Below are 17,871 nucleotides of genomic sequence, written 5' to 3' on the forward strand. Positions count from 1 at the left end.
ACAACTAAACTAAAACGTCGGCTTTTCCTTTTAGGAGGGTCCTCAGTGATTTCTACTTTTTACTCGAACTCGTTCGAAGTTCTTCGAACGGTTCTTGCCACAAAAATCGGTTTTAATCTGGAGGACCTGCGAAACAGTAATGCCTCCTTTTTTGAGCAAATCAAGGTTATCGTCCCGACGCCGATGATCGAGGACAACCTCAACCGCTTCTTCGCGGATCACTTCGGAGCCACTCCGGGGATTGAATTCTCTAACGTAGCCAGCTGGATGTTCAAAGTTCTCGGACAGTCTCTCTCCAACGCTGAAACATCTCAGGTCATGGACTGGACTTTTTACGAGATCCTGCGTCAAAAGCAAAACAAAAAGGCTTTCCCTGAAGAAGAAAAGCGTCTTTATGAATACATTCAGACATTGGACCCCGTCGGTGTGTTGGAATTTGCCCGTCATCTGAACACAGTTTTCATTACTTACGGTTCCTATCGCTTTGACTGGCTGCAACAGTGGGCTTTAGAGAAATTCAAATTCAACCATAAGGTACACCCGCTTCCGGTACCAAATGCAAAGGCAGAAGAAGAGCGATTGAAGAAAAACGCTGACTTTTTGTGGCAAAAGCGTCTTTGGCAAGAATTAATCGAACAGACCGGCGCAGAAAGCGAAGGAAAAATCTTCGGGTGGCTTGAAAATACTATTGAGCGAATCCGGAAGAACAAACCGGTTGAGAACAGTCTTCCGATTCATCTTTTTCTGCCGTTCTCGATTCCGCCTAACTTACTGCCTCTGATTCGAGCTTATGAAGATTCTCCTGCAGAGCTTAATCTGTACATTCTTAATCCGTGCGCCGAGTACTGGTTTGAGTCCGTTCCGAAAGCGCAGTTCGACTGGTCCGAGAATTTCAAAGTCGACAACAGCTGCCTGAACTATCTGTTGACAAATGCAGCAAGCACGAGAGCCGCTATTGACCGATTGGACAGCTTCCTTTTTTCCGAGGAAGAAGCTTCGGCAATCGAAACGGATATCTCTGATAAAGACAAACAGAACCGTCAAAAGGCATTCGTCAAACAGCCGGGGTCTCGGGAATTTGTAACCTCAGAAAAAACTTTCGACCATTCCGAAGAAGAAATAAAAACCAAGGTTAGTGCCGAGACAGCTTCCGCATATCTGGAGTATCCCTCCAAGTCGTTTCTGCATAGCTTTCAAAACTCCATTCTTAGAATGGACAGCACGCTGCTGCCCATTGAGCCTGCCGAGAAAGATGTCAGTCTTCGCATTCTCAAGGCGCCCTCTTTTGTCCGAGAAGTCGAAGCCACCATCGACATTCTCCAGAATTGGCTCACAGATAAAAAACGCGGCCTAAAACCTTCCGATGTTTTGGTCGTAGTTCCGGACATCGAAAAGGCAGCTCCTATCATTGAAGGCGTCATGGCATCACTGCCGAAAGATCTTTATATCCCTTGGAAGATCATCGGTCTCAGCGAAGAAAAACAGAATGCGCTTGCAGATGCGTTTGTGGGCTTGGGCAAACTCTTGATGTCCGATTTCTCAGCCAGAGAATTCTTTGATTGGCTGGAGAAACTCCCCGTACAACAGCAGTGGGACCTGTCCTTAGACGACATCTCTGTCATTCAGACTTGGCTTTATTCTGCGGGATACTCTGTCGGAATCGATCATGAACAGCTCGCGGCGCTGAATTTCACTGACGAAGACACGTCCTTTCAGGACGCCATGGAACGGCTTTCTCTCGGCTTTTTCCTTGATGAAGCTTCCCCTCTGCCCTTCAAGAGTGTTCTTCCTATTCGAGGAGATGAGGAAGCCGGTTTTGATGTCGTTTCCGACGGCTCGGGCCGCTTGCTCCAAGCGCTTTCTCAACTTTATCTGAACCTTGCCGATCAGCGTCGTGAACTGCTCGCTTCCGAATTTGCACTCCCCGCAGAGGCCTGGAGAGAAGCTCTGTTAGGTATGAAAGAGCGTTTCTTCGGAAACAACTGTGATCCTGAAGAGTCCTATAACTTCTCAGAAATCATCGAGACAGTCTGCAAAGGCATGGCTGCCGCTTTCGGCGGCACGGAAAAAACCGTCAGTTTCGATGTTGTATTAAGCGAGCTGCGAAGTGAACTCTCCAAAACAAAGCGCGATGTACCGAGCTCCGGAACGATGACCTTCGCATCCATTTCACTTGCCAGAGGAATACCCTACAAGGTCATTTGCTGTTTGGGTTTCGATGAGAAAAGCGGGTTCCCGGGAACACCTAAGTTTGAAGAATTTGACTTGACCAAGGATCACCGCCGCCGCGGTGACCGAGACGCAAGAAAGGACAATAACGCTGTCTTCCTTGACACGCTTCTCAGCGCTCGAGAAAACCTTTTGATTTCCTACACAATCGGAACGAAACCGCAAAGCGAAAATAATCCGTCGCTCGTCATTGATAATTTCAAGAATTACTTCCTTTCTCATGCCATGAGCGTAGGGATGGAGGACGGCACAGCTCAGGAAAAGGCAGACGAGCTTTGGAAGAGCATCGTAACTAAGGTTCCTTTGAATCGCTTCTCCATGAGAAATTTCTTAGAGGAAGCAAAATCTCTAGACAAACGAGAAAACAACTTGTTCTGGAAGAGCCCTCGGAAAGACGTCCTCGATTCAATCGAACATGCCTATAGGAACCCGGGCGCCAAGGAACCGATGTTTGCCAACACCGAGATTCCTGCTGAGAAACTTCCCAAAACGATGCAGCACCCGGTGCTCCGCGAACTGCAGGTTAATTTCCTCATAAAGTTCCTGACCTCTTACAACGAATGGGCGGCAACGCTGCTCAAGCTTGAATCATCAGATTTCGAAGCCGACGAAAGAATGATCGTCCCTTCTAAGGACGACAAGCTTATGCACTCAGAGGTCAGCCGAAAATTTCTTTCTTTGCTTGAGAATAACTTCTCTGATCAAGAGGCGCTCAATCTTTTGAACCTTAATCCGAAGTACGGCATTGAAAGTGTCCGACGTGCGGTTCTCAGTTTTGAAACCTCAGAGGTTGCCGACGCTCACGCCGCAAGGAAACAATTTGAGGAGACTGAGACTTTAAAACCCCTCTCGGCGGGACTTGATTATCGAGTTCCGACTGCAGTTTCTAGCTTCGTCAATCGGCTCACAGACAAAACGGATCTCTTCCTTTGGAAAACGGAAGATGAGTCCTTGCGCGTCAAGCTCGGCGTCTTTTGCTCTGCGTCGGAACAAAACCGAGAAGTATTGCGCCAAATTATTTGGACCGAAGCCGGGGAACCCTACGATTTACTCATCTTTAACGAAAGTTCAGACACAGATCATTTCGTCATTTCTTACTCTTCGATTATTCAGAACCATGGCGGCGAACCGCTTAAAGCGTTCTTGAGGTTATTTGAGTGTCACTGCAAGCACGCACTTGGAATGAATGCCTCGGATGACGCACTGCTTTGGCAGGGTGTCTCAGAGGAAAGCGTAAGAAAAGCTGCTGATTTATCTAAGGCTCTCAAAGAAGAACTCAGCGATTACTACAAACTCCTCAAAGGTGATGGCAGAAAGAAAGACATCTACCTTTCAGAAGCATTCGAAGCGTTAATTGAATTCATTCAAAAACTTAAACCTTAATCGGAGTATTTATGCTTTATAAAGAATTTGATGCTGCCACAACGCCGATTGAGGGGCGCATGCTTTTGGAAGCCAGCGCCGGCACCGGAAAAACGTATTCCTTGATGCGAGTGCTGCTCAGGCTTTTAGTCGAGAAAGGAATCGAACTAGATCGTATTTTGGTCGTGACATTCACGAATGCAGCCACTGATGAGTTGTCCTCTCGTTTGCGCAGCAACCTGACGGAACTGATTGAACAAATTAGGCTGAACAAGAGCGGAAGCTTCAACGATCTGCTGGATAGTTGGGGAGAAAAGAAATATTCTCAGGACATAATTCTTGAAAAACTGCAAACAGCGCTGAATAAGATTGACGACGCTGCCATTTTTACTATTCACGGCTTTTGCCAACGAATCCTTCAGGACTTTGTCTTTTCTTCAAAGGGAAACTACGACTTTGAGATCGGAGATGATTCAAACGCTAAAGATAAAGCGCTGAGTACTTTTCTTCGTACAAACCTTCCGAAGGCCTATCCAGGCTACCCTACGGAACAACTGTCTCTGGCTCGAGACATTCCTTGGGAAGATATTCTGACAACTGCTGCCGGTTTGAGCAGAAGCATGCCGCTCACCCGGCAAATGAAGCTGATGAAAGATGCGAATCAAAAGCCCGAAGACGAAACCACTCGGTTTTTTGAAACTTTCATTGATCAGGCAACAAAACTCTACGAAGAAAACAAGAAAGATGAACGTCTTTTTACGTTCGATGACCTGCTGATCGAAGCAGAAGAACGCATTGTTAAAGATCCGGAATTCACCAAGGCAATTCAGAACCTTTACGGCGCTGCTTTGATTGACGAATTTCAGGATACGGACCCGATTCAATACTCGATTTTCAAACACCTGTTCTTAGAGGATCCGGAGAACTCCAAACCCGTTATCTTTGTCGGTGATCCGAAACAGTCTATTTATCGCTTCAGGAACGCAAGTCTTGAAACGTATCTGTTAGCCAAAAACGAAATCAACAACCCTTATCAGTTAGTAAAGAATTATCGTTCTACTCCTGGGATCATTGCCGGAGTTAATGCGTACTTCAATCCGGAAGGGAAAGGTTCCCGCGGCGGCTTTTTGAATCAGGCCCTTTCTTATTCGCCGGTGAAGTTTAATAAGAAAAAACTACCGCTCCTCTTAGAGAAAGACGGCAAAGTCGAACCCCTTTCCTCTTTCGCTTTCTGGTCCAATGCCGACACTAAGGCCTTGTCCAATGCAGAGACACTTCGCGATATGGAGGCTATTGCCATCGCAGAGGAAATCGAATCCTTGCTAAAGGAAAATGTCCTCTATGACGGCCGGAGACTGAGACCCAGCGATATCGCGATTTTGGTTGCAAAGCGCTTCCATGCTGACAAGGTTATTGAAGAGCTGCGCAGGCGGGGCATTCGCACCCTTCGGTCTTCGAATGAAAATGTCTTATGTTCCAAAGAAGCGCACGAACTTAAGAGCGTTCTAGAGGCTATGTACGATCCGAGAGATACTCGTCTTGTGGCTGCGGCTCAGGCAACCAGGATTTTCGGCGACTCGCTGAATGACTTATTGAATAACGATGCGGCCTCCGCGCAGGCACGTCTGTTATTGGAAAACTCAGCAAAAATCTACGAGAAGAGCGGAATTATCGCTGCTGTTTCGAACCTATTTGCCGGCGCCAAAACCGAAGAGCGTTTACTGCAATACGGAGGAGAACGCGCCCTCACGAATTATCAGCACATCTTGGAGCTTCTTCATCAGCAGCACAACACCATTGATAGTCTTCAGGGACTGCTGCGCTGGTTAAAACAAGAACAAAAAAAGAGCAACGACAGCTACACTCTGAGACGTGAAACCGATTCCGATGTTGTTCGAGTTGAGACTATTCACAGCAGTAAAGGCCTTCAATACCCTGTTGTTTATTACCTTGACCGGCCGATAAGCTTTTCCAAAGGTCAGAAATTTAGAGATGATGCGACAGGCGTCATTACCTTCTATGAAACCGAACAGAAGGCACCGGACGACTTCATTGAGAAATCATATGAGGAGTCCATGAGACTGCTGTATGTCGCTATGACGCGAGCCACAGCAAGGGTGGTTCTTCCCTATTTCTTCAAGAAAACTAAGAACGGAGCGCCTCACGGCAGCGTCGGCGGAAAAAATCCGCTTGCTCAGGCTATCAGCGGAGAAACGTCCGGCGGATTGGCCATTATTGGCGGTTTAAACCGACTGCGGGAGGCTTTGAGCCCGAAGGAAGCGTCGGCAAGAGAAGTCAGAAAGGCCTTGCTTGACGGAATTTCCGAGTACAACAAGAACAGCGCACATCCTCTCATGCTCTCTGAGAAAGCTTTAAATGCTTACACTCCTTTTGAGATCCGTTTTGACTTCGAACCCGGCAAATATGGAGACTCCGAAGTCTCCTTCAGACAACCGCCGGAGCATCTTGATCTCAGAGCCGGTCGCGGTGAGAAGCAAAATCGTTCTTGGATTTCTTCCAGTTTCACAAGCTTGTTGAGGACCATGGAAGCACAGGACTCCGCCGTCATCACTGATGAGTCGGAAGCTCTTGAGTCAGAGGAAACTGTCGCGGAATCGAAAGAAGAGGACGTATTGGAAGTCCTCAAAGGCACCCAAAGCGCTGCCGAATTCGGCACGAAAGTCCACGAATTATTAGAAAAGATTTTCGACAAAAATTTCCATAACTGGAAGAACAGAGTCTACAAATTTTTAGATGATCGTTTTAAGGGTTATGTCGCCCCAGAAACTGAAGAACGAAAGGCCGAAATCGAGACTAAAACGGAAGAGTTCTTCGAAAATTTATTCGAAGCAAAGATTCTGCCCTCCGCGCCGGGCTTCCATCTCTCTCAGCTTTTTAAAAATCTTAAAGATTGCCGTCCGGAATTGAAATTCATGCTTTCCGTCGGAGCTCCGATAAAGGGCAGAGAACGTCTGACGGCGAGTCTTTTGGCTGAAACGCTAACGGCCTTTGATTCTCGTTATAAAGACTTTCATTTGTCAGAACTTGATATGCGCGGTTATCTCACGGGCTCCATCGACTTAGCTTTTGCCGCTGACGGCAAATATTGGGTCATCGACTGGAAGACGAACAAAATTGATTACCGCAACAACACTCCTGAGCTCTATACGCCGGAAGCCGTGAACGCCTTGATGAAAAATAATCACTACGAGCTTCAGTTGGCGCTCTATCTCGTTGCGCTCAAACGAATGCTCGAAGTTCGTTTAAATCTGCCGGAAGGTACGGGTTATAAAGCCATCGGAGGGGCGGTTTACTGCTTCCTGCGCGGCATCGACAGGAATGCGCGTGGAACGTACTTTGAACGTCCAAAAGATGCCCTTATCGAATGTTTAGACGACTTCCTGAAAAACGGATTCAGTCGCGAACTCCTGGAATCTCGTGCCAAAGGAGCAGTTTGAAATGATTTCGCAAAACCAAAATTCATTTGAAAACCTCGGCACCATTCTGCTTGACCTTTTAACTCGTCGAGGAAAAACCATTACAGAAGAGCTAAGAGACGCATTGGCGTTCTTCATGCTGCATCTCGGACAAGCCGAACACCTCGGAGGTTTATGTGCCGAGCTTGATGCAACGCCGCAAAATAAAAAGTACGCGGAGCTGCTCAGGGAAGCTGAGCTGCTAACAGACAGCAGCAACAAAATTGCTGACGAACCTAACAACCTTTCTGTCGCTCCTACGCCTTTTCTTCTTGACGAGAGCGAACCGAAAAAGCTGAGAATTTATTCCCGCCGCAATTTTTGCTCTGAAAGCCGTTTGGCCGCAGGTATTCACGGTATGTGCTCTACAAGCGCCAGCGACGTCAACGAGGTAAAAGAGGCCTTAGCACAGCTGGAACAGACGTTAAAGAATGCACGAGAAAACGGCGACAAGAAAGCCTACTCTTTAAATCCTCTGCAGCTGGAAGCCGCCGAACTTGCAGTTTCGGAGAAATTCTCCGTTATTTGCGGCGGTCCCGGTACCGGCAAAACAACCACCGTTGTGAAATTCATTGAAGCCTTTTTGGAAATACATCCGAAGGGCATCATTCAAATGTGTGCCCCAACCGGAAAGGCCACAAGTCGTCTTCTTGAATCCGTAAAAAATCAAGCGGATGCCGGTCCGTCCTCTGCACCTTACTACCCTGCCGTTCGCAAGGCCCTTGCGGAAGATAGACTGACTTCTTTGACGATCCATAAATTGCTCGTCACGGATTTATCCAACGGCAAACGACCTTCAGCAGACAATCCGATCGAAGCAGATCTGCTAATCGTGGATGAGAGCTCAATGATTGACTCCGCCCTTGCGTTAAAACTTATCAGATCAATTGATCCAACCAAAACGCAAACTGTGTTTTTAGGCGACAAGCATCAGCTGGCAGCCGTCGGACCTGGTTCGGTGTTTGCTGACATCTCCGACAATTCGGGTGTTTTGAAAGGCCACATTGTTGAATTAAAAGAGAGCATTCGCTTCAACGACAAATCCGCTATCGGCAGATTGGCGCAGCGCATGCTGGCCTTCGAAGAAGGAAGAGAAGCCGGCATTTCGGACTTTATTTCAGAAGTTGAGTACACGGACGATCAACCTTTTGAAGGATTTAAAGATACCGGCGTGTTTTTCAAATCTGCAGGTAGAAATCTTCCTCTGCAGGCTCAGAAGTGGTTAGAGGAAAAACTCGATTCCTACTGCAACGCAGTCGAAAACTTAAACCTGACTTTAACTTTGAACGATAAAAACGAAGTGGATTCAAGATCAGCCAACTTCGAAAACCTTCCTAATGATGTACAACAAGCTCTTAAAGACGTCTGGAACGAACTGAGTACTTTCCGTCCGTTGTGCGCACAACGTGAAGGTCCGACCGGCGTCAATGCCGTCAATGATTATTGCGAAGATTTTGTTAAAACGGCTTTCATAGTTCCATCCGCAGACGACATGTACAACGGCAAGGTCATCATTGTTCGTCAAAACGACTCCGGCCTTGGTGTCGCCAACGGCGACGTCGCTGTTATTTTCGGCTTGAAGACGGCTGATTCCGACAAACCGATGTGGTATGCATTCATCGGTGATCTGAAGAAAATCGTTCCGGCTCAGCTGCTGCCGAAATATGACACCGCCTTTGCAATCACCATCCATCAATCGCAGGGTTCCGGCTTCCGTGATGTAGCCATCTTCCTGCCAACACTAAGTGCCGGAAGTGATGCTGCCTCTTTATGCACGCGCGAACTTCTTTATACCGGCATTACTCGCTCGGAAAAAACGTGCCAGATTTTCGGGGCTAAGGATGCCCTAGACATGTCGTTAAAGACCGTCACGCAGCGCAGCGGAGGACTGCCTCAGCGGCTTAAAGAACGTTTCAGCGAACAAGGATAATTTCTCTTTCTGAGGGAAGAAGCCGAGCCGGTTAATCGAACCGAATCGGCTCTTCTCTTTCTTGAACTATGACAGATAGAAAATCAGTTCCTCAAAAACAGGAGCTCCGCCCAAATACTAAAGAGCAAATGCTCAAACGCTTTAAAGAAAATTTAAACACCTTCAAAAAGACGTTTGATTATCTCAAAGACAAATGAGTACACCATTAGATATTGATGCGGTGGTCTTGATCAACGAAGCTCTCACCGGCAATCGCTGCTCAGAAGAAAGAAAACAGCGAGTAGGCGGATGTCTGTCCAGCTATTCCTATTACGACACCGTCAGAGAGCAGATAACAAGCATCGTCGTCAGCCTTCTCAAAGGTCATTTCTTTCAGGACGGCAACAAAAGGACGGCGCTGGCGATTTACTTGGATCTGTGCCAAAACAATGGAATCAAGTTCTTGTCGGATCAAGACCGCTTAGGCGATGTTTTAATAGACATCGCTGCCAACCAGCGAGGCATCACTGAAAACACACGATTGCTCTTTCCGGATTAAAAAAGAAGTACCTCCTCGAGTTTGGCCTTTTAACAGTCTAATTTCCAAAAAAGACGTTTTCTTTGACACCAAGAATCCCAATACTTAAAAGATAGATCATCTTTAATTCGGTCTTTTAAAAACAAAAATCCCCTCCAAATTTTTATTTCATCTTTCGCTTATTTCGCTAAAACAGGCCGTTACTCTATCCGGATTGAAAAGAGAAACTCGTTCTCAAGCTCGTCTACTCACGATATATGTTCAATACTTGTTCAATCGTGTTCAATTTCTGCTCAATTCTCAAAAATTGAGGCTTTCTTTGACAGCAAAAATACCAATACTTAGAGGTTAAACTATCTTTAATTCTATCCTTTAAAGATAAAACTCCCCTCTGAATTTTTATTTCGTCCTTCGCTGAATTTCGCTAACAGAGCCTAGAACGTCTTTCCGTATCCAGACGCGTCTTTCGGCTTTGTGGGAACTTCTTGTTCTTACTTCAGAGAGTCGAAATTCGGAACTGCTTCCAGCAAGCGACAGGTGTAAGGATCTTTCGGACGATTAAGGATTTCTGCCGCCGATCCTGCTTCTACCACTTCTCCGGACTTCATCACAATGACTTCATCGGCAAGGTAACGAACGACGCCGAAGTTATGAGTGATGAACAAGTACGAGATATCTCGGCTTCTTTGGATTTCGTTCAAAAGATTCAGGATTTGGGCCTGCACGGAAACATCCAAAGCCGATGTCGGTTCATCACAAATCAGAAGTTTGGGTTCGACCACCAACGCACGAGCTATCGCCAAGCGCTGTCTTTGTCCGCCCGAGAACTCATGCGGATACCGATTCAATGAATCGGAACGAAGCCCGCAAAGACCGATGACATCTTCAATTCTTCCGAGCGCTTCACTCGCAGGAATATCAGGGTGCAGGCTCTCCAACCCTTCAAGCAGAATTTCCTTAACACGCATTCTCGGATTCAAACTGGAGAATGGATCTTGGAAAATAACCTGCATATCGACGCGGGCTTGTCGAAGATCGGGACCGTTCAAGCTGCCTAAGTCTTTTCCGTTCAAGAGCGCAGAACCAGTGATTTTTGCCTGCAGTCGGAGAAGTTGGAGGATACCTCGGGCCACCGTGGTTTTGCCGCTGCCGCTTTCTCCGATCAATGCCGTTGTCAGCCCTCTGCGCACATCGAATGAGACATTGTTGACGGCTTTGGCGTATTCCGTCGGACGCAGAAAACCGCCGCGAATCGGAAACCAAACGCTGTAATTCTTGACTTCAAGAATGCGAGGCACATCTTTCTGCTCTCGCTCAACAACAACGTCACTTCGCGGAAGTTCGACCGGATCATTTTCAGGAAACAGGCAGCGAACTTTTCGGTCTCCAATCTCCTGCAGGACAACTTTATGCTGAGAACATTCGGGACGAGCTTTTTTACAGCGCTCGGCAAATCGGCATCCATGGAACTCTCGATTCAAGCGAGGAACCATGCCCGGTATTGCCTCGAGCATCTGGCTCTTTTGCTTTCCTTCAGGAAGCGCCTTCAAAAGATTGCGCGCATAAGGATGCAATGGCTTGGAGAAGAACTCACGTGCTGAAGCTTCTTCCACCAGCTCACCGGCATACATCAGCCCTACCCTGGCTGCGACCTGAGCCACAACAGCCAAATCATGTGTAATCAGCAGAATGCCGATGTTTTCGGTTTCCTTGAGATGCTTTAAAAGATCAAGAATCTGAGCTTGAACGGAAACGTCCAGCGCCGTCGTCGGTTCGTCTGCAATCAAATAGTTCGGCTCGGCCGCTAGTGCAATAGCGATCATAACGCGCTGCTTTTGACCGCCGGAGAGTTCAAACGGGAATGATTTCATTCTGCGTTCGGGCTCAGGGATTCCGACTTTTTTCAGCCAGTCGAGTGCTTTTGCTCGCGCTTCTTCGCCGCGCAGCGGTGTATGAAGAAGAATTGTCTCGACAATTTGATCCCCGACAGTCATCACCGGGTTTAACGACGTCGCCGGTTCCTGGAAAATCAAACTGATCTTGAAAGAGCGAATATTGCGCATCGCAGCTTCCGGCAAACCCATGATTTCTGTTCCGTCAACGGTAACAACACCGCTCGAGACTCGTCCGGAGCTCGGAAGCAATCTCAGCAGAGAAAAAGCCGTCATAGATTTGCCGCACCCGGACTCTCCGACTAAAGCGCAGATTTCGCCTCGATTAAGCGTCAGGCTCAAACCGTCTACAACGCGAACCGTATCCTCGGAAGTGAGGATTTCAGTCACCATATTAGAAATACGGAGCATTACTTTTTCCTCCCGATTTTGAGGACCAGTCTCGGGTCAAATGCTTCCCGAACGGCAGACGCAAACAAGTTGGCAGACAACACAAGTGTGAGCATGAAAGTGAAAGCCGCGCAAAGGTTCCACCAGACAACCGGTGTGCGGGAAAGTTCAAGACGTCCGGCATTAATCATGGAACCGAAACTGTGTGTCGTCGGATCAACGCCGACACCGACGTAAGAAAGCACCGCTTCATATAGAACAATGCCGGAGAAATCCAATACCGCCACAATCAAAATGATGTGGATCACGTTGGGCAGCACATGACGCTTCATGATCTTAAACGGCCCTAATCCGAAGGCACGAGCCGCTTGGATATAGTCCAGCTGAGAAATCTTTAAGGTCTCGGCGCGAAGGAGACGTGCGAGCGTGGCCCAGCCCGTCAGACCGATGATGATTGAAAGCATGAACAGACGAAGGTCGGCTCTCTCAATGCCGGTCGCATACATGCCGGGATGAGAATCAATGAACACCTGAATCATCAGCACGGAAGCCGCAATCAAAAGAACGCTCGGAATTGAAGACAACGTCGTGTAAAGGTACTGAATTAAGTCGTCTACCCAGCCCTTGAAGAATCCGGCACAAATTCCCAGAACCACGGCAAACGGAAGCGTCGTCAACGTCGCCAGAGTTCCGATCACAAGCGCTGTACGCACCGACTTAAAGGCTTGATACAGGACATCGTTGCCTGTTTGATCTGTCCCCATCACGTGGTAATACGGCCAAAGCGCGCCGATCAGGCACCCGAGGACGATTAAAACAGAGCAGGTCGTAAGGACTGCTTCATAAGGAACTTCATCGCGGCGCTTAAATAGCGTACGCACCTCTCCCTTGAATGAGCGATCTTTATATCGAGCAATCAGTCCGACCGTTAAGAACCACAGCAAAGCGCTAAGCACGAGTCCTGCACCTAGCCCGCAGGCCGATTTAACGATGATGTCTTCTGCCCAATCGGCGTTATTTTTGAGGTGCGCTCCTCCGGCTTTCAGCGGTTCGTAATCGCGCACGGGTTTGCCGTCTTCAAAGCGGGAAATTTTTTCAAATGTCTGAGTCGCAAGCGGCATCGAATAAGACTTCTCTTCGGCAGAAGAGGCTTTGCCTAGCGCTTTATCCAACAGGGAATAAGCCTTGACGTCATAGATCGGGCGCCCGGCCTGAACATCAATGACCGGACGAAAGTGCACAGAATCTACGACGGAGAGCAGAAGGAAGAAACACAGCAGCGAAAGCGAGCACAGCGAGGCGCCGGAACTCACAACATAGCGCCATCGTGCTTTGAGCTCTTCGGAGCGGGCAACATGAATCAGATAAAACGTTAGTGCCGCAAGAAGGACGACAATCACGATATCCGTTGGAAGCAAAACAAATTTAGGCATCATTTCAAACGGATCCTCGGGTCGGCAATCGTGTAAGCTACGTCCGTCAAAATCAGACCGATAACATACAGCACGGTTCCTACAAAAACCATGGTACGGACAATGGCGAAGTCCTGAGCATTAATCGCGTCAATCGTGAAGCTGCCTAAGCCCGGAATGCCGAAGAAGCTTTCCATCACTAAGGAGCCTAAAAACAGCATCGGAAGCACGGCAACCGTTGAAGTCAGAATCGGCAGGCTGGCGTTGCGCAGAACGTGTTTAAACAGGACGGCCGTTTCGCTTAAGCCCTTCGCGCGAGCGGTACGAACGTAATCCTTGTTGATTTCTTCCAGGAACATCGAGCGGTACAGCAGCGCATCGCCTCCGATGCGAGAGAAAACGCCGATCGCAATCGGAAGAATCAGGAACGAAATCATGGCCGTTCCCGTCTCAAAACCTGAGATCGGAACGAGCCGCAGGACTTTTGAGAAGAGCCACTGCCCGAAAATAATGTAGAAAAGCGATGAGATCGACATCATGACAATGGCAAAGACCACGCCGCCGATCTCAAGCTTCGTGTGCCGGAAGAACACTAAACCTAAAGAAAACACGACAATCACGAAGACGCCGAGCAAAAAGGTCGGAAACGCCAAAGCAACCGAAGGCCACATTCGGTTTTTGATTTCATAAGCAATGTCACGTCCCGCGTCCGATGCACCGAGGTCTCCGACCATCAGCCGCGCACTGTGCTGCCAAAAAATCGTATCCGTAAGCTTGTCTGAGCCTTTGGCCTTCTCATTCCAGAGCAGCGGTTTGTCGTAACCGTGTTCTTCTTTCCAGTTCTGGATCGCTTCGGCCGTCACACGCTTGCCGCCGATATTGAGGCGCGCCATATCATCCGGCGTGTTGACCGTAAAGAACAGCATAAAGGTGAGCAGATTGACGCCGATCAGAATCAGGAAGCCGTAGCCGATGCGTCTTAAGAGATAACGAATCATTTGACGTCCTCCTCTGTAGTGCGTGCGGTCATTCGTTCCCGCTTTCTATGAAGAGCCACGGCCGGAATAATCACCAACGCCGACAGCAGAACAAAAACGAGCAGCGGCCAGTAAATGGGTTTGTTCCATTCTTTAATAGCCTTCACTCGCGTCTCAGGATCGAGCCTCAGGTACTGAATGTGATTGCGCACAACCTGCGTGGGTTTGCCGTTGTGCACCCACTGATGGAAAGCCGCGGAACTCGTCGGAAAGTAACCGAATGTCCACGGCGCATCTTCCTGGACGATCTTGATCAGTTCATTAATGGCCTCGGCCTTATCCGGGCCTTCGTCCATATAACGCATACGGCTGAAGAGCTCGTCGTACTTCGGATTTTGGTAGTTCGAAGCGTTCTCTCCCGAGCCGCCCGTCTTGGACTTAGCGTTAGGGCCGTAAAGCAGGAACAGGAAATTTTCTGCATCCGGATAGTCGGCCAGCCAGCCCCATAAGAAGAGCTGGTGATTCCCGGAGATCACTTTATCCTGGAAACGGTTGTAGTCCGTGCCGCGGATATCGAGCTGAATGCCGATCTTGGCAAACTGCTTCTGGTACCAGTCGAGCACAGCCTTCGTTGAAGGAGACGCTGCCGCCTGGAAGTCGAGATTCAAGACTAAAGGCTCGCCGGTTTTTGCATCACGGCCGCCGGGGTAGCCTGCTTCAGCTAAGAGTTTCTTGGCTTCTTCAATGGATTTGCGGCGGACGAGTCCGTCTTCGGTCTTTTCGTAAACGATCGGGTTAAAGGCCGCAGCGCCGTCCTCTCGATATCCGAAAAGTCCCGGCGGCAGGGGTCCATGCGCGGGAGACGCCAGCCCTTTCTCAAAGATCTGGATATATTCTTCCCAGTCCATGGCAATAGAAATCGCCTGACGAAGCTTCTTGTTGCGCTCGCGCTCTTCGGGCGTCTTGCCTTCTCCTACGACCGGATCCATCCAGTTAAAGCCGAAGTACGTGTTTTGCGCTTCTATGGTCTGCGGAAACTGCAGTTTCTTTTCTTTGTACTCTTTTTCTTTTTCCGCGCTGTCGGCCATGCCGATCAAGAAGCCCTGACCGTTGTCGAGACGTTCAATCTGCGGAGAGTCGTAGTAGCCCTGAAGGAACTTCGTACGAAGCGGCACGCTTTCTTTTTCGGCCGTGATTTCAATCCGATCAATGAAAGGCAGCGGTTTTCCGCAGTCCTTTAAAAATCCTTTCGCTTCATCGCCGGGCTCCCCCGCGCAGGGATAAAGCTCCGTCTTACGGAAATTCGGATTGCGCTCCATGACATGTTTGCGGTTCTCAATCGATTCCACCAGCATGTAAGGGCCGGTACCCACGGGCCAATAGTTCAAAGACAAGTTGTTTTTGGCCATGCCCTTCTGGGCGTAGAAGGCTTCGGCCTCCCACGGAACCGGCGCAAAGAACGTCATGGCCAGCCAGTTGGGGAACTGCGGGTACTTTCCTTTGACTTCGAGCCGCAGCGTGTACTTATCCGGCGCCGAAACACCTTTGAGCTCAAACTTCCGCAAGTCTAAGAAAGGTAAGTCTCTGTCAGAGGGCTTGAGATCGGCGCGAAGGCGTTTGTCTTCTGCGCGAACCTGAACGGCAAAGTCTTTCAATCCCGGAAGATAGTTCACCATCGTTCCGTAGACCGGAGCAATGATGCGGGGATTGGCCATTCGCTTGATCGAGTAAACAAAATCCTCGGCGGTCAGCTCTCGCGTACCCTTCTGCGGCAAATCCATCGGATTGTGCAGCTCGTCGATGACTTCAGGCGCTAACGCGTGGTTGATGTATTCGCCCTTTTCGTTCTTGGCAAAAGCCGGATGAGGCGCAAAGAGGATTCCTTTTTTGATCGGAATCTCGTAAACACTCAGAGCGATTTTTTCCGCCGAAGCAGTCTCAGGTAAGGCCTTTCCGTCTTTATCCAGATAAACGGGTTTAACGACCTCTGCTGCGGAACGAGGGATCAGGCGATAAGGGCGCTCTAGGAAGTGATACTGGTAAAGCGGTTCGTAAATACTGTAGGTGTAAGGCGTCTCATCGGAAGAGTAAGAACTCGTCGGATCCAAATGCTTCGGACTGCGGCCGGAGAACGGCGTGTAAAGCGTATTGGAGGCAAGTTCTTTTTCCGTGTGAACAGAGTTCGGAATTTCTTTGCAGGAGGTCAGTGCGATCACAGCAAAGACAGCCGCTGACAACCTAAGGAGCCTGCCGTAAGTTGCGCCGTATCCTACTTTAATTTTCACTGCTGTTCCTTTCGCCTATTTTGGGACGAGATATCTTATCAGATCACAAAAAATTCCAAAGAAATAAAATAGTTAGGGACGGTTTCCCGTCTAGGGGTATTCCCAACTTTTTAAGATTCGCGAAAGATTTTATCGCTCCGAAAAACGGGTATAAAGAATGACCTTTCAAGCCTGATTCTCAGGTACCCGTTTGTTAAAATGCGCTCTTATGTGAGGCTGGGCTTCAAGGAGCCTTTTTGAGCGCGCTTACGCGCGCTCGGATGAGAATTTGTTGATGGAAAAACACTATTTCGACTGGCCGGTTCGCGTCTACTACGAAGACACAGACTGTGCACGAGTGGTTTATTACGCCAACTACTTCAGGTTCATGGAACGCGCACGCACGGAATGGCTGCGCGCATTGGGCTGGAGTCAGGAGCGGCTGTACTCAGAGCTCGGCGTCGTCTTTGTCGTCGCCGAAGCCAAAGCCAAGTACAAGAAACCGGCCCGGCTGGATGATGAATTAGTGGTTCGATCAACGGTCACCGCGTGCGGCCGTACTTCTTTTGAATTTCATCAGGAAATTCTGAGAGGAGATGAAGTGCTCAACGTCGGAGACGTTCGCTGCGGCACGCTCGACGCGCACACATTCCGCCCGGTGGCTATGCCCGAGCCTATTTCAGAACAACTCAAAAAACTTTTAACTCATTAATCATTCGTTAGTACAAGGGACTGTGATGGAAGCATCTGCCGATTTATCAATCATTACTTTGGTTGCTCATGCGAGCGCCGTTGTTCAGATTGTTTTGGCTATTCTTTTGATTTTCTCTTTAGTGAGCTGGACCATTATTTTTCAGAAATGGTTCCAGATGAGCCGTGCAAGAAGAGAAGCCCGCAACTTCGACAAGCGTTTCTGGGGCGGTGCAGATTTAAATAAACTCTACGAAAGCGCCACCGAGCGACGCTCTTCCATCGGTCCTCAGGAGGGCATCTTTTACTCCGGCATGACCGAGTTCTTAAGAAGCCGCGCGAGCAATCTCGAAGCCCGCGCCGGCACCTTCGGCGTCATTGACGGTGTGTCTCGCGCCATGCGCGCCCGTTATCAGAGAGAACTCGACATTCTCGAGTCGGGCTTGAGCGTTTTGGCGACCATCGGTTCCGTTTCTCCGTACATCGGTCTGTTCGGCACCGTATGGGGCATCATGGACGCCTTCACAGGCTTGGGCAACCTGGAAAGCGCTTCGCTGGCTGTCGTCGCCCCGGGTATTGCCGAAGCTCTGGTGGCAACCGCGATCGGTCTGTTTGCCGCTATTCCTGCCGTTATCGGCTACAACCGCTTTGCTTATAGTCTGGATCGTCTCTCGAGCCAGTACGAAAGCTTCATGCAGGAATTCCAGAACATTTTGGGTCGTCAGGCCTAAG

General features: G+C 48.9%; 10 protein-coding genes. 6 read left to right on the forward strand and 4 right to left on the reverse strand.

The genetic code is table 11. The annotated features are described in order from the left end of the window. The first annotated feature begins 45 nt into the window (after positions 1-45). From HMPREF9439_RS07275 to HMPREF9439_RS07290, 4 genes are all read left to right on the forward strand, one after another. On the forward strand, positions 46-3,612 hold the full coding sequence (locus tag HMPREF9439_RS07275) for an exodeoxyribonuclease V subunit gamma (protein WP_008864356.1): 3,567 nt from the start codon (positions 46-48) through the stop codon (positions 3,610-3,612). Between the two features lie 11 nt (positions 3,613-3,623). After that, on the forward strand, positions 3,624-7,049 hold the full coding sequence (locus HMPREF9439_RS07280; RefSeq protein WP_008864357.1) for a UvrD-helicase domain-containing protein: 3,426 nt from the start codon (positions 3,624-3,626) through the stop codon (positions 7,047-7,049). Position 7,050: 1 nt separating this feature from the next. Further along, positions 7,051-8,997, forward strand: a complete 1,947-nt coding sequence (recD, locus tag HMPREF9439_RS07285) for an exodeoxyribonuclease V subunit alpha (protein ID WP_021868132.1) — start codon at positions 7,051-7,053, stop codon at positions 8,995-8,997. Between the two features lie 193 nt (positions 8,998-9,190). Then, on the forward strand, positions 9,191-9,535 hold the full coding sequence (locus HMPREF9439_RS07290; protein ID WP_008812146.1) for a type II toxin-antitoxin system death-on-curing family toxin: 345 nt from the start codon (positions 9,191-9,193) through the stop codon (positions 9,533-9,535). Between the two features lie 470 nt (positions 9,536-10,005). Here the strand turns inward: HMPREF9439_RS07290 and HMPREF9439_RS07295 are convergent, their stop codons facing one another. The 4 genes from HMPREF9439_RS07295 to HMPREF9439_RS07310 are packed head-to-tail and all read right to left on the reverse strand — an operon-like array spanning position 10,006 to position 16,470. Then, the gene (locus HMPREF9439_RS07295; protein WP_008812147.1) at positions 10,006-11,817 is read right to left on the reverse strand and encodes an ABC transporter ATP-binding protein; all 1,812 of its coding nucleotides are present in this window, start codon (positions 11,815-11,817) and stop codon (positions 10,006-10,008) included. Continuing rightward, positions 11,817-13,232 (reverse strand): ABC transporter permease, encoded by a 1,416-nt coding sequence (locus HMPREF9439_RS07300; protein ID WP_008864360.1) that lies wholly within the window; start codon positions 13,230-13,232, stop codon positions 11,817-11,819. Before HMPREF9439_RS07300 ends, HMPREF9439_RS07295 begins: the two co-directional genes overlap by 1 nt. Next, positions 13,229-14,206, reverse strand: coding sequence for an ABC transporter permease (locus HMPREF9439_RS07305; RefSeq protein WP_008864361.1), 978 nt, complete (start codon positions 14,204-14,206; stop codon positions 13,229-13,231). Before HMPREF9439_RS07305 ends, HMPREF9439_RS07300 begins: the two co-directional genes overlap by 4 nt. Then, on the reverse strand, positions 14,203-16,470 hold the full coding sequence (locus tag HMPREF9439_RS07310; protein ID WP_008864362.1) for an ABC transporter substrate-binding protein: 2,268 nt from the start codon (positions 16,468-16,470) through the stop codon (positions 14,203-14,205). Before HMPREF9439_RS07310 ends, HMPREF9439_RS07305 begins: the two co-directional genes overlap by 4 nt. A gap of 274 nt (positions 16,471-16,744) precedes the next feature. Here HMPREF9439_RS07310 and ybgC point away from each other — a divergent pair, with 274 nt between their 5' ends. Together ybgC and tolQ are read left to right on the forward strand one after the other, a co-directional pair. Continuing rightward, entirely contained in the window at positions 16,745-17,161 is a 417-nt protein-coding gene (gene ybgC / locus HMPREF9439_RS07315; protein ID WP_008812151.1) for a tol-pal system-associated acyl-CoA thioesterase, read from the forward strand. Between the two features lie 25 nt (positions 17,162-17,186). Then, positions 17,187-17,870, forward strand: a complete 684-nt coding sequence (gene tolQ, locus HMPREF9439_RS07320; RefSeq protein ID WP_008864363.1) for a protein TolQ — start codon at positions 17,187-17,189, stop codon at positions 17,868-17,870. The last annotated feature ends 1 nt before the right edge of the window (position 17,871 follow it).

The organism is Parasutterella excrementihominis YIT 11859 (assembly GCF_000205025.1).
Classification (GTDB): domain Bacteria; phylum Pseudomonadota; class Gammaproteobacteria; order Burkholderiales; family Burkholderiaceae_F; genus Parasutterella; species Parasutterella excrementihominis.

Coding starts and splice junctions, on each gene's coding strand:
- recD (WP_021868132.1), top strand. CDS start 7,051: ATGATTTCGCAAAACCAAAATTCATTTGAAAACCTCGGCACCATTCTG.
- HMPREF9439_RS07290 (WP_008812146.1), top strand. CDS start 9,191: ATGAGTACACCATTAGATATTGATGCGGTGGTCTTGATCAACGAAGCT.
- HMPREF9439_RS07305 (WP_008864361.1), bottom strand. CDS start 14,206: ATGATTCGTTATCTCTTAAGACGCATCGGCTACGGCTTCCTGATTCTG.
- HMPREF9439_RS07300 (WP_008864360.1), bottom strand. CDS start 13,232: ATGATGCCTAAATTTGTTTTGCTTCCAACGGATATCGTGATTGTCGTC.
- HMPREF9439_RS07295 (WP_008812147.1), bottom strand. CDS start 11,817: ATGCTCCGTATTTCTAATATGGTGACTGAAATCCTCACTTCCGAGGAT.
- ybgC (WP_008812151.1), top strand. CDS start 16,745: ATGGAAAAACACTATTTCGACTGGCCGGTTCGCGTCTACTACGAAGAC.
- HMPREF9439_RS07280 (WP_008864357.1), top strand. CDS start 3,624: ATGCTTTATAAAGAATTTGATGCTGCCACAACGCCGATTGAGGGGCGC.
- tolQ (WP_008864363.1), top strand. CDS start 17,187: ATGGAAGCATCTGCCGATTTATCAATCATTACTTTGGTTGCTCATGCG.